The sequence below is a fragment of the Glycocaulis abyssi genome (assembly GCF_041429775.1).
In the GTDB taxonomy this organism is placed as follows: Bacteria; Pseudomonadota; Alphaproteobacteria; order Caulobacterales; family Maricaulaceae; genus Glycocaulis; species Glycocaulis abyssi.
This window is the reverse complement of the sequence record NZ_CP163421.1, coordinates 986950-1006317: the sequence shown is the minus strand read 5'-3', so window position 1 is coordinate 1006317 and position 19368 is coordinate 986950. Positions and strand designations below refer to the sequence as shown.

The 19368-nt window shown below is 63.8% G+C and carries 17 protein-coding genes; 14 read left to right on the top strand and 3 right to left on the bottom strand.

Annotation, left to right across the window (positions count from 1 at the left end; all coding sequences use genetic code 11):
• Positions 1-18 precede the first annotated feature (18 nt).
• The 5 genes from AB6B38_RS04940 to AB6B38_RS04920 all read left to right on the top strand — a co-directional run bounded on the left by AB6B38_RS04940 (position 19) and on the right by AB6B38_RS04920 (position 4918).
• Positions 19-1149, top strand: coding sequence for an energy transducer TonB (locus AB6B38_RS04940; RefSeq protein WP_371394663.1), 1131 nt, complete (start codon positions 19-21; stop codon positions 1147-1149).
• Positions 1150-1169: 20 nt separating this feature from the next.
• On the top strand, positions 1170-1910 hold the full coding sequence (locus AB6B38_RS04935; RefSeq protein ID WP_371394662.1) for a hypothetical protein: 741 nt from the start codon (positions 1170-1172) through the stop codon (positions 1908-1910).
• A gap of 40 nt (positions 1911-1950) precedes the next feature.
• Positions 1951-2787 carry a hypothetical protein gene (locus AB6B38_RS04930; protein WP_371394661.1) on the top strand — a complete coding sequence of 279 codons (837 nt, stop codon included), beginning with the start codon at positions 1951-1953 and terminating at the stop codon, positions 2785-2787.
• A 77-nt stretch (positions 2788-2864) separates the two neighbouring features.
• Positions 2865-3905 (top strand): hypothetical protein, encoded by a 1041-nt coding sequence (locus AB6B38_RS04925; RefSeq protein WP_371394660.1) that lies wholly within the window; start codon positions 2865-2867, stop codon positions 3903-3905.
• 5 nt (positions 3906-3910) lie between these two features.
• Positions 3911-4918: a lysostaphin resistance A-like protein gene (locus AB6B38_RS04920; protein WP_371394659.1), complete on the top strand. Its 1008-nt coding sequence runs from the start codon at positions 3911-3913 to the stop codon at positions 4916-4918.
• Between the two features lie 216 nt (positions 4919-5134).
• Here AB6B38_RS04920 and uvrA read toward each other — a convergent pair whose 3' ends face one another.
• Positions 5135-8026: an excinuclease ABC subunit UvrA gene (uvrA, locus tag AB6B38_RS04915; RefSeq protein WP_371394658.1), complete on the bottom strand. Its 2892-nt coding sequence runs from the start codon at positions 8024-8026 to the stop codon at positions 5135-5137.
• Between the two features lie 114 nt (positions 8027-8140).
• Here uvrA and AB6B38_RS04910 point away from each other — a divergent pair, with 114 nt between their 5' ends.
• Positions 8141-8314, top strand: a complete 174-nt coding sequence (locus AB6B38_RS04910; RefSeq protein WP_371394657.1) for a hypothetical protein — start codon at positions 8141-8143, stop codon at positions 8312-8314.
• A gap of 143 nt (positions 8315-8457) precedes the next feature.
• On the opposite strand, the gene AB6B38_RS04905 is transcribed toward AB6B38_RS04910, so the two are convergent.
• Positions 8458-8859: a hypothetical protein gene (locus AB6B38_RS04905; protein ID WP_371394656.1), complete on the bottom strand. Its 402-nt coding sequence runs from the start codon at positions 8857-8859 to the stop codon at positions 8458-8460.
• Positions 8860-9039: 180 nt separating this feature from the next.
• Between AB6B38_RS04905 and ssb the strand changes: the two genes are divergently transcribed.
• A complete protein-coding gene (gene ssb / locus AB6B38_RS04900; RefSeq protein ID WP_371394655.1) occupies positions 9040-9513 on the top strand; it encodes a single-stranded DNA-binding protein in 474 nt (157 codons plus the stop codon).
• A gap of 36 nt (positions 9514-9549) precedes the next feature.
• Positions 9550-10335, top strand: a complete 786-nt coding sequence (locus tag AB6B38_RS04895; protein ID WP_371394654.1) for a penicillin-binding transpeptidase domain-containing protein — start codon at positions 9550-9552, stop codon at positions 10333-10335.
• 26 nt (positions 10336-10361) lie between these two features.
• Here the strand turns inward: AB6B38_RS04895 and AB6B38_RS04890 are convergent, their stop codons facing one another.
• Positions 10362-11405, bottom strand: coding sequence for a Kelch repeat-containing protein (locus AB6B38_RS04890; RefSeq protein WP_371394653.1), 1044 nt, complete (start codon positions 11403-11405; stop codon positions 10362-10364).
• Positions 11406-12059: 654 nt separating this feature from the next.
• On the opposite strand from AB6B38_RS04890, the gene gyrA reads away from it, so the two are divergent.
• The 6 genes from gyrA (at position 12060) to queA (ending at position 19317) form a co-directional block, all read left to right on the top strand.
• A complete protein-coding gene (gene gyrA, locus AB6B38_RS04885; RefSeq protein ID WP_371394652.1) occupies positions 12060-14930 on the top strand; it encodes a DNA gyrase subunit A in 2871 nt (956 codons plus the stop codon).
• Complete coding sequence (gene coaD, locus AB6B38_RS04880; protein WP_371394651.1) at positions 14930-15424, top strand: pantetheine-phosphate adenylyltransferase; 495 nt, start codon at positions 14930-14932, stop codon at positions 15422-15424. The genes gyrA and coaD overlap by 1 nt, the downstream gene beginning before the upstream one ends.
• Positions 15421-16419 (top strand): peptidylprolyl isomerase, encoded by a 999-nt coding sequence (locus AB6B38_RS04875; protein WP_371394650.1) that lies wholly within the window; start codon positions 15421-15423, stop codon positions 16417-16419. The genes coaD and AB6B38_RS04875 overlap by 4 nt, the downstream gene beginning before the upstream one ends.
• Positions 16416-17591, top strand: coding sequence for a serine hydrolase domain-containing protein (locus AB6B38_RS04870; protein WP_371394649.1), 1176 nt, complete (start codon positions 16416-16418; stop codon positions 17589-17591). The genes AB6B38_RS04875 and AB6B38_RS04870 overlap by 4 nt, the downstream gene beginning before the upstream one ends.
• A 61-nt stretch (positions 17592-17652) precedes the next feature.
• Positions 17653-18099 carry a peptidylprolyl isomerase gene (locus AB6B38_RS04865; protein WP_371394648.1) on the top strand — a complete coding sequence of 149 codons (447 nt, stop codon included), beginning with the start codon at positions 17653-17655 and terminating at the stop codon, positions 18097-18099.
• A gap of 153 nt (positions 18100-18252) precedes the next feature.
• Positions 18253-19317, top strand: a complete 1065-nt coding sequence (queA, locus tag AB6B38_RS04860) for a tRNA preQ1(34) S-adenosylmethionine ribosyltransferase-isomerase QueA (protein ID WP_371394647.1) — start codon at positions 18253-18255, stop codon at positions 19315-19317.
• Positions 19318-19368 lie beyond the last annotated feature (51 nt).

Below are 19368 nucleotides of genomic sequence, written 5' to 3'. Positions count from 1 at the left end.
GACATGCATGAGGGGGCCATGCTGAAATTCCTGATACCCGTTCTGGGGCTTGTTCTGGCGGGCATGTGGCTGCCGGGCGCGGCCCATGCCATTCCGCCATCAGTGATGGAGCCTTACCGTGCCTATATGGCCGCGATCGAGGCTGATGATCTGGAAGCGGCGGCGCCGCATGCCGAGGAAGCCTGGCAGGCCGGTGTGGCGGCGGGCATTGATGACGAGACGCTGGCCGCGCTGGCGGAGAACCGGGCGCAGCTTTATTCCGATATCGAGGAGCATGCCCGTGCCGGCGCGGCCTGGGACGCCACGGTTGAAGTTCTGCGCCGCACAGGTGCCGACGGCGACGCCCTTTCATCTGCCATGCATAACGCGGCATTGTCCTATTTCATGGCGTCCCGGATGACAGAGGCCAGGCAGCGCGCCGACGCCTACCTTGCCGAGATCGGCGATGCGGGGCCGGACGCGCATCTTTACACCATTCACAACATACGCGCGCAGTCGCTCTGGGATGCGGGGCGGACACGGCAGGCTGGCGCGGCGGCCGTTGAGGCGCTCGACATGCTAGAGCGGATTGGACCGTCGGTGACGCAACGCACCATGGCGCTGGCCAAGCTGGCTGCGGTCGGCCGCAGCCTGACGCGCGACACGCAAAGCATGGCGTTTTACCTTACCCTGTCCACGGAAATCAGTGAGGCACTTGGCTGGGCAGATAGTCAGCACGAGGCCATGGACGCATGGCTCCGGTACCTGCGCCGGAATATGACTGACCGTGAACGTGAAGACCTGTTCGAGCGCGTGATGGCGTCAGCGCTGTTTGATTTCGAGTTTGAGTATCCAGAATCAGAGCCACCGGAAGATGACGGGCTGGACGGTGTCGAGGTGCAGATCGCCCTCCCGCAGGACCGCCGCCCGCCGAGCTATCCTTATGATGCAATGCAGGCTGGGGCGGAGGGGACCGCCATGGTCCAGTTTGATGTGTCTGCAACCGGCAGACCGGAGAATATCGAGGTCATCTTCTCTGTGCCCTATTCGACCTTCGGCAGGGCTGCCGTAAACGCCGTCCGGCGCTGGCGCTATACGCCGCGAACGGAAGATGGCCAGCCGGTGGCCGAACGTGGATTGCAGACCATGTTCGAGTTTACCATCCAATGATCTCTGTGGCGGCACTAGCGGTGACCGGTGCCCTGGCCATGGCCGGCAAGCCGTGCCAGCCGAGTGTGCCGCTGGATGAGTGCGTGCGTCAGGTTGATACCCTGTGGCGTGGTGGCGATGCGATTGCTGCCGGAACGGCTGCCGAACTCCTTCTGGAGCGCGCCCGGCGCGACGAGGAAGCGTTTGTCAATGATGGTGCCCGGATTGCGTTCATTGCCGCGATTGGCCGGTATGTTGCGCAGTCGCAGCCAGCGGCCGAATACTGGTTATGGGTTGCCGCGCGTCATGAGAGCGAGTGCGGCCAGCAGCTTCCCCCGCCTTACCGGCAGGTTGTCGACGTGCACGGTGTGTCACCGGGCGAAGGGCGCGCCACAGATCGCGAGATCCGGCGGTCACCTTTCCTGGCAGCGCCTTCAACATGTCTTGAGCTGCAGGCCGGACAGATTGATCTGCGCGCTGTTGCCGATCCGGACGCGCCAGCTGCTATCGTCATCTTCGGGCGAGCCAGGCGGGACCGGACGCTCGACGGGGTTGGGCCGGACGGCTGGAATACCCGCTCACAGCCTCAGTTTTTGTTCGAATATCCAGCGGAATCCGTATCAGCCGCACTTGAGGCGATGAGTCCCCGCGATCAGCGAGGGGTGCGCCCGTACCTTGAGAGTCGGGTGATTGCGTTGACGCCGTGCACACGCCCTCTCGTTCATCGACACCAGACCATAGAAATCTGCCGCGCCGATCAACCTGCCCCTGCGTCACAGTGATCCTTGGCAGACCGGGCAGAGCGGGCTAAGTCCCGCTGCCATGACACTCATCCATGCTGACGCCCTGAAAGACGGGCTTGCCCTTATCGCCCGCCATCCCCGCGCTGTTCTGGCGGCCAGCGCCCTGTGCGCGGGCGTGGCCGCGCTCGAAGCGCTGGCCTTCTCGCTCACCGGAGAGGCCGGGCCGGGCCTGATCGGGGTCACGCTGCTCTTCATCCTGGGCTTTCATGCCTGGGTGATTGCCGCCGTACTGGTCACGCGTCCGGCGCTGGGCCTGGAAGCCGGAGATATCAAGGAGCGCGCGCGCGACGTGTCGCGGCTGGTACTGGTGGCGGGTCTGACGGTGATACTCGTGCTGACCGTGCTGGGGACGGCGTTTGTCATGCTGGCATTCATGCTGGGGGCGCTGGCTATACTGGGCGCGGAACGCACCGGCCTGACCGAACCGCCCGAAGGCTTTGTGAACATATTCAGCCTGTTCAACACCGCTGAATGGCTGATCGCGGCGGCGTTGATTGCGGTGTTCGGGGCGTTCGCGCTCTGGTTCATCTCGCGTCTGTTGCCTGGTATTCCGGCCACGCTGGCGCGCGGCAAGGTGCAGCTTCTGGCGGCCTGGCCGATCCTGCAGGGGCGCGGGCTTGGCGGCTTCATCACCGGCACGCTGGCCGTGCTGCCCGGCATCGCGCTGCTGGCCGCCTTTGCCTTCCTTGTCGAGGGCGCAACCGGCTACAACCCGGCACAAGGCGTACGCGCTGACACGCTCGATCCCGTCGTCATTGCGCTGTTGCGCGCAGTGCTGGTCGGCGGCTCGGTGGCGTTCGTACTGACGCCCCTGATGGGCCTGCATGCCCGCCTCTACATGAAATTTGCGTCATAAACGCCTGATAGACGGTGGCGCGTTCACGGGCGCGTGATACGTTCCGGCCATATCGGCACTGGGCAGGGACAATCACCATGACCACCACCACAGACGCGAAGTACGATTTCACCAGCGCGGCCTTCTGGTTTTTCAAATGCGTAGGCCGCAATCCGGGCGGCGCGTTCACGATCGCGCTGTGGCAGATCATCGCCTATGGGGTGATAGTCGGCACCCTGCTGGTTTTCGGCCTGCCTGCCATCCAGTCCATTCTGGAACTGGCCGCCACAACAAACGATCCCGATCCGAGCGATGTGTTTGCCGCCGCGGGGACATTGCTGGCCCTCTCACCGGTGATCGTGATCGCCTCGCTTGTTGTCGCGCTGATGGCGCAAGCCGCCTGGCTGCGGCTGATGACGCGCAACGAGGTGGCGGGCGGCATTCCCTTCCGCCTGGGCGCAGACGAGGGCCGCCTGCTGCTGGTCAATCTGTGCCTGGTGGCGTTCGTGATCGCGGGCTATGTCGCGGGTGCGCTGTTCTTCGGGCTGATTGTTGTCACCACCATGGGCATCAATTCCGCAGCCGATGGCGCGCTATGGGCGGCTCTGCTCAACGGGCTGATCTGGTTTATCGCGGTGGTCGGTTTTGTGGTGGCGGCGATCATCATCTGCGTGCGGTTTGCCGCTGGTCCGGCGCTCACCGTGCGCCAGAAGGGCTTTCGCCTGTTCCACTCCTTTGCGGCGACGAAGCGCATAGTGGGCTGGCTGGTGCTGACCTATTTCGTGCTGATTCTTATCGCGATTGGCGGCTCGATGGTCCTCTCCATTGTCCAGCAGATTGCCGTGATGGGCGGCATGATGGGGGCGATGGCGCCGTTCTGGGCTGATCTGATGAGCGGTGTGGACCCGGACCCGCAGCAGGTCCGCGAGATGATTGCCAGCATCCTCACCAGCCCGGCGGCCATTATCGCCCTGTGCGTGATGGTCTTCGCTCAGCTGGTGTTCCAGATCGCGTTTGAAGGGTTGTGGCATGGCGTCGGCGCCTACGCGGCCGTGCGCCATGATGGCGGCGATGGCCCGGTGGAGACCGATCTCGCCGCACCGGCCGAGTCGGTCGGCAACGCGCCGTCAGAGGGCTGATACGCATGGCTGAGCAGGCTCTCGTCCCGCCGAGCTGGCAGGCGCTCTACGCCCCGTGGGCACCCGCATCGCGGCGCAGCTATGGCTGGTCAACGCCGTTTATCCTGATCCTCACCTACGCCATTTCCGCCATCCCCCTGGTGATTCTCATGGCGGTGGCCGCTGCCGGCGCGCCGGGCGGGCTGGAGGCCGTGGCCGAACAGGGCGAGGCGGCGGTTTCCGGCGATGTCATGCTGCCGGGCATACTCATGCAGTTCGCCCTGTGGGCGGCGCTCATCATCGTGTGGGCGAAGGCGTTTGAACGGCGCAGTTTCGCGTCGATGGGCTTTACGGCCAATCGCTGGCTGGCGCGCTATCTGCGCGGTCTTGCCATCGGTGTGGGCCTTGTCGTGCTGCTGGGCGGGGTGATGGCCGCGCTCACCGCAATTGCGCCCGGCGCGGTGCCGGAGGAGATGCGCGACATGACCGGGCCCGATGATGCCGACTGGGCGGTGCTGGCGGGCGGAGCCTTTATCGGGTTTGCCCTGTTTGCGATTATCACCTTCCTCATTCAGGGCGGGGCGGAGGAGGTCATCTTCCGCGGCTGGCTGATGAGCACGCTGACCGCGCGCTGGGGCGCGGTGGCGGCCATTATCGGCTCCAGCGTGATCTTTGGCGCCTTCCATCTGCATGTGATGGTGTCCGGCGTCGCCTATGGCCTGATGGCCGTGTTCGGGATTGCCGCGACGGGGCTGTTTTTCGCGCTCTACGCCTATGCCGAGCGCGGGGTGTGGGGCGCAGCCGCTGCCCACGGCACGTTCAACGCGGCGGCGGTCCTGATGCCGCTGGCGATGATGCAGGTGAGCGAGCCGGAGCGCACACCGGGCGATCTCTTCGCCGAGGTGCTGGAGCGGGCGACCGGCATGGCGGGCGTGGAAGCTACGGAGGTCGGCCCGCACCTGCTGGTCCAGCCGGGCGTGTTTCTCACGCTTAGCCTGATCGTGTTCCTGCGTATGCGGGCGAGGAAGGCGTAGGGGGCTTCCATTGCGTTGAAACCCCGGACGCGCAGCGATCCGGGCCTCCGTTTGAGGGGCTTTTCCCTCGTCCTTCGAGACGTTCGCTTCGCTCACCCTCAGCATGAGGGAAAAGCACAACCCTAGCCCTCATCCTGAGGAGGCCGAAGGCCGTCTCGAAGGACGAGGGCTGATTGTGCATCCGGCGCTGCGCTTGGCCGGGAGTTCAGAAGCCCGCTAACCCGCCTTCTGTTTCAACGCTTTCTGGCGGGCCATGTCGCGCTCCAGCACGGGCTTGAGATAGCGCCCGGTCCAGCTTCTCTCCACGCCTGCGACGTGTTCGGGCGTGCCGGCCGCGACGATCTCGCCGCCGCCATCGCCGCCTTCCGGGCCGAGATCGATGATCCAGTCAGCGGTCTTGATGACATCGAGATTATGCTCGATCACGATCACCGAATTGCCCTGCTCTACCAGCTCGTGGAGCACTTCGAGCAGCTTCTTCACGTCCTCGAAATGAAGCCCTGTGGTCGGCTCATCAAGGATGTAGAGCGTGCGGCCCGTGGCGCGTTTGGAGAGCTCCTTGGAGAGCTTCACCCGCTGCGCCTCGCCGCCTGAAAGCTGGGTGGCGGGCTGGCCGACCTTCACATAGCCAAGGCCCACACGTTTCAAGGTTTCCATCTTGTCGCGCACCGACGGCACGGCCTGGAAGAAGTCGGCGGCCTCCTCCACCGTCATGTCCAGCACCTCGGCAATGGATTTGCCCTTGAAGGTCACTTCCAGCGTCTCGCGGTTGAAGCGCGCGCCGTGGCACACATCGCAGGTGACATAGACATCGGGCAGGAAGTGCATCTCGATCTTCACCACCCCGTCGCCCTGACACGCCTCGCAGCGCCCGCCCTTCACATTGAAGGAGAAGCGGCCCGGCTTGTAGCCGCGCGTCTTGGACTCCGGCAGGCCGGCAAACCAGTCGCGGATGGGCGTGAACGCGCCGGTATAGGTCGCCGGGTTGGAGCGCGGCGTGCGGCCAATGGGCGACTGGTCGATATCGATGATCTTGTCGAGGAATTCCAGCCCTTCCACCGTCTCGTGCGGGGCAGGGACCGCGCTTGCGCCGTTTAGCTTGCGCGCGGCTGCCTTGTAGAGCGTTTCCAGCGTCAGGGTGGACTTGCCGCCGCCCGACACGCCCGTGACGCAGGTGAAGACGCCCAGCGGAAACTCCGCCGTCACGTCTTTGAGGTTATTGCCGCTCGCGCCTGTCACTTTCAGCACGCGCTTCTTGTCGATCTTGCGGCGTTTTTCCGGCACCTCGATCATGCGCGCGCCGGAGAGATATTGCCCGGTCAGGCTTTTCGGATTGGCGCGGATGTCTTCCGGCTTGCCTTGCGCCACCACTTCGCCGCCATGCACTCCGGCAGCGGGCCCCAGATCGACCACATAATCGGCCGTCTCGATAGCTTCCTCGTCATGCTCCACCACGATCACGGTATTGCCGAGATCGCGCAGGCCCCGAAGGCTTTCCAGCAGACGCGAGTTATCGCGCTGGTGCAGGCCGATAGAGGGCTCATCGAGCACGTAGAGCACGCCGGTCAGGCCCGACCCGATCTGGCTGGCAAGGCGGATGCGCTGGCTCTCTCCGCCCGACAGCGTGCCGGAGGCTCGGCTGAGCGTGAGATAATCCAGCCCCACATCGACCAGGAATCGCAGACGGTCACGGATCTCTTTCAGGATACGCCGGGCGATCTCCTGTTCCTTGTCGGTCAGGCGTTCCTCGATATTGGAAAACCAGCTGAGCGCCTCGCGGATGGAGTGTTCACCGGCCTGCGAGATGTCATAGCCGCCGATCTTCACCGCCAGCGCTTCGGGCTTCAGGCGCTTGCCGTGGCAGGTCTCGCAAGGCTGGTTGGACTGGAAGCGGCCCAGCTCCTCGCGCACCCAGGCGGAGTCCGTCTCGCGCCAGCGCCGCTCCAGATTGGGGATTACCCCTTCAAACGTCTTGGTGGTGGAGAACTGGCGCAGGCCATCTTCATAGGTGAACTTGATCTTGTCGGCGGTGCCGTAAAGCACGGTGCGCTGGAACTTCTCCGGCAATGTGCGCCATGGCTTGTGCATGTTGGCGCCATAATGGTCGGCCAGCGCCTGCAAGGTCTGCTGGTAGAGCTTGGAGGTGCCACGGCTCCACGGCGCAACCGCGCCCTCATACAGGCTCTTTTCCCGGTCCGGGACGATCATCGCCTCATCAAACTTCAGGCTGACGCCGAGGCCATCACAGGCCGGGCACGCGCCGAACGGATTGTTGAAGGAGAACAGGCGCGGCTCGATTTCCTCGATGGTGAAGCCGGTCTCCGGGCAGGCGAATTTTTCCGAGAAGATGATGCGCTCCGGCGCGCCTTTGTCATCGGTCTTGTCGGCAAATTCGGCCATGGCGAGGCCGTCGGCGAGGCGCAGGGCGGTCTCCAGGCTGTCGGCCAGGCGCTGCTCCAGCCCCTCGCGGATGGCCACCCGGTCCACCACCACGTCAATGTCGTGCTTGAACTTCTTGTCGAGTTCGGGGGCTTCTTCCAGCGTGTAATAGGTGCCGTCCACCTTCACCCGCTGGAAGCCCTGCTTCATCAGCTCGGCGAACTCCTTGCGGTATTCGCCCTTGCGCCCGCGCACGATAGGCGCCAGCAGGTAGAGCCGCGTGCCATCCTCCAGCGCCATCAGCCGGTCGACCATCTGGGAGACGGTCTGCGAGGTGATGGGCAGGCCCGTGGCGGGTGAGTAGGGGATGCCGACGCGCGCCCACAGAAGGCGCATATAGTCATAGATCTCGGTGACCGTGCCGACCGTCGAGCGCGGGTTTTTCGAGGTGGTCTTCTGCTCGATGGAGATCGCTGGCGAGAGACCCTCGATGGAGTCCACATCCGGCTTGCTCATCAGCTCCAGGAACTGGCGCGCATAGGCCGAAAGGCTCTCCACATAGCGGCGCTGGCCCTCGGCATAGATGGTGTCGAACGCCAGCGAGGACTTGCCCGACCCGGACAGGCCGGTGAACACGATCAGCTCGTCGCGCGGCAGGTCGACTGACACGTCTTTGAGATTATGCTCGCGCGCGCCGCGCACCGAAATATGCTTCAAAGGGTCGGCCATGGGGGAGAGCTTTCATGGAATCGGCGTTCTGCCGATATAAGCCCTATTCCGCCAGGTTCATCAAGAACAAATAGCGAACATTATTCAGGAGCTGCATTAAGGCAGCCTACAGCCTTGCTGGCGCGCCTCGTCTTCGAGGTCAGACAAATCGGCACCGATCTCGGCAAGCTCACGGCGCAATCTGATTTCTTCAGCATAGATTCGAGCGGACACGCGAAGCTGTTCGGCGGCTCCAAACGCGCCGATCAGGCCGAAAATCAGGCTGACAGGACCCGACGCCAAGAATAGGCCCGCGCCTCCGAGTATGGCGACTATACCGGGCGTACGATGGCCTTTGAGCCCTTCCAGCCTGCCGTAAACTGTTGCGGAACGGAGCGACAGGACGTGAAATTCCTCGCGGATACGGGGGGCCGGCCAATTATGAAACGGTCTCACTCGCTGCGGCTTCCCTCGCCGTGTTCCATGGCTTGAGCTGCGAGCATGGCGCGCCTCTGTAAACGCAGCGCTTCGAGCTGAAGAATGCGCCGCCGGGCCGCCTGTGCAGTGGAAACTCCATAGAATCCAAATCCTGCTGCGACGATGACAACGCCTAGCAGCATTCTTCCCGGCTGTATCTCAGCGATAGGTAGTCCAGAATTGAATGCCGCCATCAATGCGAGGACGCCTAACCCCGCAAGCAGAACCGCGTTGGGAGCAACCAGCCGCCACGGGTCGAACCGCTGTTCTTTCTGCAGTGCATGCTCCATCTCCAGCATCCGGTCGAGAATACTTGCTATCCTCGCATTGTGCGGAGACGCCGGATCCGGCTCAAACGAGAAGTGGGTGTCGCTCATGCAATTTATTATAAGGTATGGCTGCGCCAATAGCTACACGGGCCTTGAGTCAGTCTCTGCATGGACACCCCGGCAGTGATGGAGTGAGATGCGCTCGAAAATTCACCTGGCGACTCGCCCGTTGACGGGCGGAACAATATGTGAACATTTTAGAGAAAAGCGCAAGCACGGGGTTTGGATATGGCAGGCAGCATCAACAAGGTCATCATTATCGGCAATCTGGGCGCTGACCCGGAGGTCAAGGCCATGCCGTCCGGTGACCGGATGGCGAAATTTCCCGTCGCGACGTCTGAGACCTGGCGCGACAAATCCACCGGAGAGCGCCGCGAAAAGACCGAATGGCACAACGTGGTCATCTTCAACGAGGCACTCGCCAAGGTGGCGGAGAACTATCTGAAAAAAGGCGCCAAGGTTTACATTGAAGGCTCGCTGCAGACCCGCAAATGGCAGGATCAGAACGGGCAGGACCGCTATTCCACCGAGATCGTTCTGCAAAAATATCGCGGCGAGCTGACCATGCTGGACAGCAAGGGCGAGGGCGGCGGTTCGGGCGGTGGCAATTATGGCCGCTCCGATGACCGTTCCTCTGGCGGCAATGACCGCCCGCGTGAAAGTTTTGCTTCCGACACGCTGGACGACAACATCCCGTTCTAGGGGGCATACCCATCCGGGCGGGCGCTGGAGGCTTGCGTGAAGAGATATCTTGGCCTTCTGGCCGTCATTTTGATGCTGCTGGCTCCGGCCCATGCGCAGGAGCTTGACCAATTGCTGGATGAGGCCGGCGTTACCGGTACGATCCTCATCCAGCGTGTTTCTGATGGTGCCGAGTGGACAGGCGGGGCGGACCGGCTCGACGAGCGTTTCATTCCCGCCTCCACGTTCAAGATTCCCAACAGCCTGATCCTGCTGCAATCTGGCATCGTCTCTGGCGTGGATGACGCGCTGATCTGGGACGGAACCGAACATGCCTTCGCGGTGTGGAACCAGAACCAGACATTTGCCGAAGCGTTCCAGCGCTCCACCGTCTGGGCCTATCAGCACTGGACGCGCCAGCTCGGCCATGAGGCCATGAGCGGGCAGATCGCCGTGCTGGACTACGGCAATGGTGATGTCGGCGGGGCGGGCCTTGTTGATCGCTTCTGGCTGGACGGGCCGCTGGCGATCTGCGCGCGTGAGCAGGTGGGCTTCCTTGCCCGTCTGCAGGCCCGCACCCTGCCGTTTGACGCTGCTCACATGGAAACCGTCATCGCGATGATGGAGCAGGCTTCCGGTGAGGGGTGGACCTTGCGCGGCAAGACGGGCTGGCGCTTCGATGGCGAACCCGACATTGGCTGGTATGTGGGCTGGCTGGAGTTTGAGGGCGAGACCTGGCTGTTCGCGCTCAATATCGACATGCCTGATCCGGCCAGCCAGGTGCGCCTGCGCGCGGCCATCGCCGAAGCGGCCCTGAACGAGGTTAGCGGCTGGACCCGCTAGCGCCGCGCCAGCGGGTCCGTTTCGTCCTACGGCCTGAACACTTCCACCGCAGCGCTGGTATCGACCGCGCCGCGCTGGGCGGCTCCGCCAATGGTGTAGATCGCGCCATCCAGCGCGTGGGCGCCAAGGCCGTGACGGGGCGTCGGCATGGTGGCGACCGCTTCCCAGCTGTCAGTGTCGGCACGCCAGGCCCACACCTCCTCATAGACGCCGCCACCCTCTTCAAACCATTCTCCGCCAAACACGTAGAGCGTGTCGCCGACGCTGGCGGCGGCCAGCCCGCCAGAGCCGCGCGGGCCGCGCGACGGCTGGGGCAGGGGCGCGGCCAGGGTCCAACTATTGCTGGCCGGGTCATAGACCTCGTGTGCGGGCGTATTGCCGCCAGAAACGGTGCGCCCTGCGACCACATGGATGAGCCCGTTCATCACGGCGGCAGCGGCTGAATTGCGTGCGCTGGGCGAGGGGGCAAGCGTCGTCCACTCACCTGATGCCGGGTCCAGCACCAGATGCGCTGTCACGTCCGACTGGTGGTTCCATTCCGAATTTTCCACGCCGGACGGACGCCGCCCGGTCAACACATGAATGCGGCCATTCAGCGCTACCGCCACATTCTCCGACCACGGGCCGGGCAGGGCCGGGCCTTGGCGCCATTCGTCGTCCTCGCCGGGGCGCAGCGTCCAGACGCGAGCGGTGTTGGACCACACCCCGGCATTCTCGGTCGTATAGCCTCCAATCGCGTAGAGCGTGCCGTCAAGGCCGACGCATTGCGGGTGATGGGTGGGGATGGGCAGGCGCGGCAGGTCGCGCCAGCTCTCATCGACGCCGGGGGTGAGGGCCAGCACACGGTCTGAAATGTCCAGCGGACGCTCCGAAATGCCGGTCGCGAAGCCGCCAATCACGTAGAGCGTGCCGTCCAGCAGGGCGGGATAGATTTCCTGCACCGGGAAGGGCAGGTCCGGCGCGTTGCTCCAGCGCGGGTCGTCATCGCGGCGCGCAAAGCTCACGCCCGATGCTATCAGGCCGGTGCCTGCGGCCAGTCCAAACGTTGCGGCTCTGCGTGTGAGTTTCATCGGATCGCCTCCCTTGCGGTTTTCACGGAGGCTAGCATCGGGGCGATGGCGGTTCCATAGCTGCCGGTTCGGGGGCGGAGCTGTCGAAGTATCTTTCAATGGCCTCTCAACTGGGGTCCCCCGCCCCGACGAGGGACCCACACTTTCTCGATGCTCCGCCCATCCAGGCGTCGCTCCTCGCATAGGCTCGGGCGCGCGTTCGCGCTTTTCGGCGCTGCGCGCCGGGGCGACAGTCCTGTCCCGGTAGTGTTTTTCAATAGCCTCTCAACCGGGGTCCCCCGCCCCGACGGGGGACCCAGACATTGGCTGAAGGTCCGGAAAAAAGTGCTGGATCCCGGGTCAAGCCCGGGAACCCGGTTGAGTGGTCTGGTGGGAATTAACCGGCGCGTAGCGCCGCAAGGGCGCCCGCCCGCTACTACCTGTGCTCGCGCAGGCGGGTATTCGCGGAACATCACAACGCGGCCTGCCCCCGGCTACGACCGGGGGGTGCGTTGCGGGACTGAGTGCAAGCCCCCCAACAACACCTCATCGTTTGCCCCTGTGGCTGGGGCTTGGTAAACCCTTTTCCAGCTTTGCTGACACGTGATTCCGGCTGTTGGCACCCATTCCTTGCGGGGCATCTTCCATGCCCGCCTGACTACAGGACAGATACGCTTGAGCGACACACCGAACGAGCCCGGCCCGGACGATATCGATATTGACGAATCCGGCGCTGGCGGGAACGGCATGAATGGCGGCGCAGCGGGCGGCCAGCCGCCCCGGCCCGATGGCGGACCCATGGTCTCCATCGAGGACGAGATGCGCCGCTCCTATCTCGATTACGCGATGAGCGTGATCGTGAGCCGCGCCATCCCCGATGCGCGCGACGGCCTGAAACCCGTTCACCGGCGCATTCTCTGGTCGATGCACGAGCAGGGCTATACTCACGACAAGCAATACCGCAAATCGGCCCGCGTTGTCGGTGACGTGATCGGTAAATATCACCCGCACGGCGACCAGGCGGTCTATGACGCGCTGGCGCGCATGGCGCAGGACTTCTCGATGGGGCTGAAGCTCCTCGATGGTCAGGGCAATTTCGGCTCGGTCGATGGCGATCCGCCCGCCGCCATGCGTTACACCGAAGTGCGCATGGACAAGCCCGCCGAGGCGCTGCTGGCCGATATCGACAAGGAAACGGTCGATTACCGGGAAAACTACGACGCATCGGAAAAAGAGCCGATTGTCCTGCCTGCCCGCTTCCCCAACCTGCTGGTAAACGGCGCTGGCGGTATCGCGGTCGGCATGGCGACCAATATCCCGCCGCACAATCTGGGCGAGGTGGTGGACGCCACCGTGGCTTTGCTGGAAGACCCGGAACTATCTGATCTCGATCTGCTGGAATACGTACCGGCGCCGGATTTTCCCACTGGCGGCGAGATCATCGGGCGTACGGGCGCGCGCAATGGCCTCTTGACCGGGCGCGGCTCGGTGCTGGTGCGCGGCAAGACGTCGATCGAGGAAATCCGCAAGGACCGTCAGGCGATCCTCATTCACGAAATTCCCTATCAGGTGAACAAGGCTTCGATGATCGAGAAGATCGCCGAGCTGGTGCGTGAAAAGCGCATCGAGGGCATTTCAGACCTGCGCGACGAGTCCGACCGTTCGGGCATGCGCGTGGTGGTCGAGCTGAAACGCGATGCCAATGCCGAAGTGATCCTGAACCAGCTTTACCGCTGGAGCCCGCTGCAGACCTCGTTCGGGGTCAATATGCTGGCGCTGATTGGCGGCAAGCCGCAGCTGGCGGGGCTGAAGACCTATCTCGAAACCTTCATCGCCTTCCGCAAGGAAGTGACGGCCCGCCGGGCCAAGTTCGACCTGAAAAAGGCGCGCGACCGCGCTCATATTCTGATCGGGCTGGGCATTGCGGTGGCCAATATCGATGAGGTGATCCGCCTGATCCGCGCAGCGCCCGATCCGGCGACGGCCCGCGAGCAGCTTAAAGAGCGTGCCTGGCCGGCGGCTGATATCGCCCCGCTGGTGGCGCTCGTGGCTGATCCGCGCTCGATAATTCTGGACAACCAGACCATCCATCTGACCGATGAGCAGGCGCGCGCCATTCTGGAACTGCGCCTGAACCGCCTGACGGCGCTGGGGCGTGACGAGATTTCCGGCGAGGCGGAGAAGCTGGCGGTCGAGATTGCCGACCTGCTGGATATCCTCAAAAGCCCGGTGCGCATCCGCGAGATCGTCAAGGCCGAGCTGCTGGATGCCAAGGAGCGCTTCGGCGTGCCGCGCCGCTCCGCGCTGGTCGAGGGTGATTTCGAGATCGAGGATGAAGACCTGATCCCCCGCGAGGAGATGGTCGTCACCCTTACCCATGGCGGCTATGTGAAGCGCACCCCGCTCTCGCTCTACCGGGCGCAGAACCGGGGCGGGCGCGGGCGTGCCGGCATGGCGATGAAGGACGAGGATTTCGTCTCCACGCTGTTTGTTGCCTCCACCCACGCGCCTTTGTTGTTCTTCACCTCCGACGGCATGGTCTACAAGACCAAGACCTGGCGCCTGCCGCAGGGCGCGCCCAACACCAAGGGCAAATATCTGACGAACCTGCTGCCGACGCTTGGCGAGGGCGCGCGCGTCACCTCCATCATGGCGCTGCCGGAGGACGAGGCGGAATGGAGCCGGTTTGATGTGATGTTCGCCACCACATCGGGCGGCGTCCGGCGCAACAAGCTGTCGGATTTCGTCCAGGTGAACCGCAACGGCAAGATCGCCATGAAGCTGGACGAGGCTGACGGCCAGATCCTCGATGTGCGCCTGTGTCATGAGGGGCAGGACGTGCTGCTGGCCACAGCCAAAGGCAAGGCGATCCGCTTCCCCGTCACCGATGTGCGCGTGTTCGCCAGCCGTAATTCCACCGGCGTGCGCGGGATACGCATGGAGACGGGCGACACGGCCATCTCCATGGCTATCCTCAATCATGTCGAGATCAGCCGGGCGGAAGTGCGCGCCTATCTCAAGCGCCGCCGCGCCGAAATGCGCAATGAGGGCGATGAGGAGCTGGATGCGGCCGAAGCCGATATCGAGACTGGCGACGAGGAAGAGGGCGAGGAAATCACCCTCTCCGAGGTGCGCTATATGGAGCTTCGCGCCCATGAGGAGATACTCCTCAATGTCGTGGAATCCGGCATGGGCAAGCGCGTCATCTCCTATGAATACTACCCGCAGAGCCGGGGCGGTCAGGGCGTATGGACCAAGGACAAGCGCTTCCCCGAACCGCTGGCGGCCTGCTTCCTGATTGAGGAAGGCGATACCGTGATGGCCGTTACCGATGGTGGCCAGCTCATCCGCTTCCCGGTCGGCACCGTGCGCATTGCCAGCCGCGCCACCAAGGGCGTGCGCCTGATCCGTCTTGCCAATGACGAAAAGGTGGTGTCCGTTGCGCGCATCGCCAAGAACGAGGAAGCCGAGGGCGAGGAAGAGGCTGACGGGGCTGCAGGCGATGCCGATACGGCACCGGAAACCGGGCCATCTGGAGAAAGCTGATGAAAGAGCGCGTCGCCCTGTATCCTGGCACGTTCGATCCGCTGACGAACGGGCATATCGATATCGTGCGCCGCGCGGTGAAGCTCTACGACAAGCTGGTCATCGGCATTGCCCGCAATGAGGACAAGAAGCCGCTCTTCTCGCTCGATGAGCGCGTGGAGATGGCGCTGGACCTGACGCGCGAATATACCGGCGAGACCGTGATCGAGGTGAAGCCGTTTTCCGGCCTTCTCATGCATTTCGCCGAAGAGGTGGGCGCTGGCTCGATCATCCGCGGCCTTCGCGCCGTGTCCGACTTTGAGTACGAGTTCCAGATGGTCGGCATGAACCAGCGCCTCAATCCTGACATCGAGACCGTGTTCCTTATGGCCGATCCGCGCCATCAGGCGATTGCCTCGCGGCTCGTCAAGGAAATTGCCCGGCTGGGCGGGGACATCACCGCCTTCGTGCCGCCCGCCATCAAGACCCGTGTGCTGGAGAGATTTGCCAAATGATCCGATATGCTTCTGCCCTGCTGACGGCGAGCGTCAGCGCCTTTGCCCTGGCTGCGGCCGCCTGCGCGGATGCGTCCACCGATACCCGCAACGCTGACACGGCCGCCACGCAGGAGGCTGATGGCAGCCGTTATGCGCGTGACGGTATTCCGTCCGGCCCTGATGCCGCCCGCCAGATCATCGCGGACGCGCCCGAGGCGGCATGGCGCAGCGTTGATCCGGACAGGCTGCTGGTCATCTCCACCCGGCACGGCGATATCTGGGTGGAGCTGACACCGGAATTTGCACCCAATCACGTGGCGCGTATCCGCGATCTGGTGGGCGAGGGGTTTTACGATGGCAAGGTCTGGCACCGTGTGATCCGTGATTTCATGGCGCAGGGCGGCGGCGCGTCTGACAATCCGGCGCTGGCTGCCGACCGGCCCACACTGCAGGCAGAATTCATGATTAGCCGCGGCCTCGATACCAATATAACGATCAGCGAGCTGCAGGACCGGGCGATCAATCCGCGCGAGTCCAGCACCCGTGCGCGCGCCGGTTTCTGGAACGGCATCCCCGCCTCGACCATCCCGTTTGCCCAGGCGGCTATCCGCGCCGATGGCCGGGTTGAGTCATGGCTGCTGCACTGCCGAGGCGCGGCGGCTATGGCACGCACCAATGATCCCAATTCGGCGCGCAGCCAGTTCTACATCACCACCGGTAATCCGGCGCATCTCGAAGCGGTCTACACGGTCTGGGGACGTGTCCGGGCCGGTCAGGACGCGGTGAATGCCATCCGCGTCGGCACGATGGGCGAGACGATGGGCTTCCGCCCCGACTTCATCATGTCCGTGCGCATGGCCAGCGAGTTGCCGGCGGACGACCGGCTGGCAATCGAGGTGTTTGACACCAACACACCCGATTTCGCGCTTTATCTGGAAGCCCTGCAGGCCGCCAATAATGGCCGCCTGCCCGATGTCTGCGACATCGAGGTGCCGGTACGGGTGGCCCGTTGATACGGGCGGTCTGCGCGGTTCTTGCCGCAGGCTTTGCCATATCTGGCTGTGCCGCTTCCGGTGACGACGGCGTCTACACCCGCCCTGACGGGACGGCGCTGAGCGCGGCTGACATTCACCAGACAGTCGAGCGCCATATGGACGCCGCAGGCGTGCCGGGCCTCACGCTGGCGCTTGTCGCCGATGGCGAAGTGGTGTTCGCCCGCGCCTATGGCTGGCGTGATGTGGCCAATGAATTGCCGCTGCAGACCGATACGGTGATGCATGGCGCCTCGCTGACCAAGGCGGCGTTCGGCTACATGGTAGTCCAGCTTGCCGACGAGGGGCTGGTTGATCTCGACGCCTCGATTGCCGACCTGCTGCCCCAACCCTTGCCGGAGTATGAGCGTTATGGCGATCTTGAGGGCGATGAGCGTTGGCGTCTGCTGACGCCGCGCATATTGCTGTCCCACACGTCCGGCCTGCCCAACTGGCGCTGGTTCCTGGATGATCAGCGTCTGGTGTTCTTCTTCGAGCCGGGCGAGCGCTATGTCTATTCCGGCGAGGGGCTGCAAATCCTTCAGCTCGCGCTGGAGGAGGGGCTGGGGCTGGACATCGGCGAAGAGATGCAGGCGCGGGTATTTGACCGGTTTGGCATGACGCGCACGGCCATGAGCTGGCGCGAGGATTTCGCTGACAATTTCGCCCATGGCTATACGCGTGATGGGGAGTATGTGGCGTATCGTCCGCGCAACCGGGTTGTCGTCGCGGGTTCCATGGATACCACGCTGGATGACTATGCCGCCTTTCTGGCCGGGCTGACCCGGCGCGAGGGCCTCAGCGATGCGGCATTTGCCGAACTGACCGCGCCGCAAATCGCCATCACCTCAAGCCGCCAGTTTCCCTCTCACCTGCCCGAAGACACCGATGAGAACGCCGATATTGGCCTCTCCTATGGTCTCGGCTGGGGGATTTATGAAACCCCATACGGCCGCGCCATCTTCAAGGAAGGCAATGAGGACGGCACCAATAATTACGCGCTCTGCCTGATCGAGGCGGCGCGCTGCCTGCTCATCCTCTCCAATAGGGCGCGCGCGGATTCAACCTTCCTCTATCTGGCCAATGCGCTGCTGGGCGAGACGGGGCTGCCCTGGGCGTGGAAGGGATACGTGCCCTATGACCATGCGGACTAGCCCCGCCTGTTCTTTTGCGGTTTAACCGCCCCTCTCACTTGTTGCCGAAACGGAGCCTCCCATGTCCGACACCCTCATTTTCACCCTCGACACCGGGGGTGATGTGAAAATCCGCTTTCGCCCCGATCTCGCCCCCAAGCATGTCGCGCGCATTACCGAACTGGCGCAGAGCGGCTTTTATGATGGCGTAACCTTTCATCGCGTGATTGATGGCTTCGTCGCGCAGGGCGGTTGCCCGAACGGCACCGGCACGGGCGGGTCTGGCACCAAGATCCCGGCCGAGTTCAATTCAGAGCCGCATGTGCGCGGCACCATGTCGATGGCGCGCACCAATGATCCCAATTCCGCCGACAGCCAGTTCTTCATCTGCCTGGATGCCGTGCCCTATCTCGACAATAGCTACACCGTCTGGGGCGAGGTGATAGAGGGCATGGAGTTTGTCGACGCCCTGCCCAAGGGCGAACCGCCCCGCAATCCGGGCAAGATCGTGAAGGCGACGGTTCAGTAGTAATGGCGGTTTCTCCCCCCGTTTACGGGCGGGGTGAGACGCGAAGCGTCGAACGCCTGAAAGGGGCGAGGGGGGTGCACAAATACTCCCCCCCTCCGTCAGCTACGCTGACACCTCCCCCGTAAACGGGGGAGGAAAAGACACGGCCACCCCATGAAACTCTCCGACTTTGATTTCCACCTGCCAGAGGACCGCATTGCGCTGAGGCCCGCCCGGCCGAGGGACGCGGCGCGCCTGTTACATGTGGGCCAGGGCGGGGCGCTGGGCGATCACACCATGCTGGACCTGCCAGCGCTGTTGCAGCCCGGCGATCTGCTGGTGCTCAACAATACCAGCGTCATCCCGGCGGCGCTGACCGGGGAGCGGCCGGCGCGCGCGGTTGGCGGTGGCGGCCCGGCCCGCATCGAGCTGAACCTGCATACCCGCGTGAGCGAGGACAGCTGGCGCGCCTTTGCCCGGCCCGCCAAGCGCGTGCGCGAGGGTGATGAACTTCATTTCAGTGGCGGCCTGTCTGGCATCGTCACCGCCAAGTCCGATGGCGGCGATATCACCATGCAATTCAACGTGTCAGGCTCAGAGCTTGATGTGGCACTTGAAAGCGCGGGCAACCCGCCACTACCCCCTTACATCGCCTCGAAACGCGGTGCGGATGCTCAGGATCGCGCCGATTACCAGACATTGTTCTCAGACCCCGCCCGCAAGGGCTCTGTCGCTGCGCCGACCGCCGGATTGCACTTCACCGACCGCTTGTTCGCCGCGCTGGAGGCGAGGGGCGTGGCGACGACCCAGCTGACCCTTCACGTGGGCGCAGGCACCTTCCTGCCGGTGAAGACGGAGAACGTCACAGAGCATATCATGCATGCTGAATGGTATGAGATCAGCGAGGAGGCCGCGACGGCCATCAATACCGCGCGGGATCAGGGTCGGCGCATCATCCCGGTCGGCACCACGGCGCTGCGCACGCTGGAAAGCGCAGCCGACCGTGAGGGCCGGGTGAGGGCGGGCAGCGCCGAAACGGCTATCTTCATCACGCCGGGCTATTCGTTCCGGGTAACCGAGGCGCTGCTGACCAATTTCCACCTGCCAAAGTCCACCCTTTTCATGCTGGTCAGCGCGCTGGCGAGGCTGGATGTGATGCGCACCGCCTATTCGCACGCGATTGAGCAGAATTACCGCTTCTTTTCCTATGGCGACGCGTGCCTGATCGAGCGGGGTTAGCCCTCTGACTTCGTCATTCCGGAAAGCGCGAAGCGCTTATCCGGAACCCAG

What these genes read in the sequence shown, in the direction of transcription:
- coaD (WP_371394651.1), top strand. Translation starts at nt 14,930, where the DNA reads ATGAAAGAGCGCGTCGCCCTGTATCCTGGCACGTTCGATCCGCTGACG.
- uvrA (WP_371394658.1), bottom strand. Translation starts at nt 8,026, where the DNA reads ATGGCCGACCCTTTGAAGCATATTTCGGTGCGCGGCGCGCGCGAGCAT.
- AB6B38_RS04920 (WP_371394659.1), top strand. Translation starts at nt 3,911, where the DNA reads ATGGCTGAGCAGGCTCTCGTCCCGCCGAGCTGGCAGGCGCTCTACGCC.
- AB6B38_RS04875 (WP_371394650.1), top strand. Translation starts at nt 15,421, where the DNA reads ATGATCCGATATGCTTCTGCCCTGCTGACGGCGAGCGTCAGCGCCTTT.
- AB6B38_RS04865 (WP_371394648.1), top strand. Translation starts at nt 17,653, where the DNA reads ATGTCCGACACCCTCATTTTCACCCTCGACACCGGGGGTGATGTGAAA.
- AB6B38_RS04940 (WP_371394663.1), top strand. Translation starts at nt 19, where the DNA reads ATGCTGAAATTCCTGATACCCGTTCTGGGGCTTGTTCTGGCGGGCATG.
- AB6B38_RS04925 (WP_371394660.1), top strand. Translation starts at nt 2,865, where the DNA reads ATGACCACCACCACAGACGCGAAGTACGATTTCACCAGCGCGGCCTTC.
- queA (WP_371394647.1), top strand. Translation starts at nt 18,253, where the DNA reads ATGAAACTCTCCGACTTTGATTTCCACCTGCCAGAGGACCGCATTGCG.
- ssb (WP_371394655.1), top strand. Translation starts at nt 9,040, where the DNA reads ATGGCAGGCAGCATCAACAAGGTCATCATTATCGGCAATCTGGGCGCT.
- AB6B38_RS04890 (WP_371394653.1), bottom strand. Translation starts at nt 11,405, where the DNA reads ATGAAACTCACACGCAGAGCCGCAACGTTTGGACTGGCCGCAGGCACC.
- AB6B38_RS04930 (WP_371394661.1), top strand. Translation starts at nt 1,951, where the DNA reads ATGACACTCATCCATGCTGACGCCCTGAAAGACGGGCTTGCCCTTATC.
- AB6B38_RS04905 (WP_371394656.1), bottom strand. Translation starts at nt 8,859, where the DNA reads ATGAGCGACACCCACTTCTCGTTTGAGCCGGATCCGGCGTCTCCGCAC.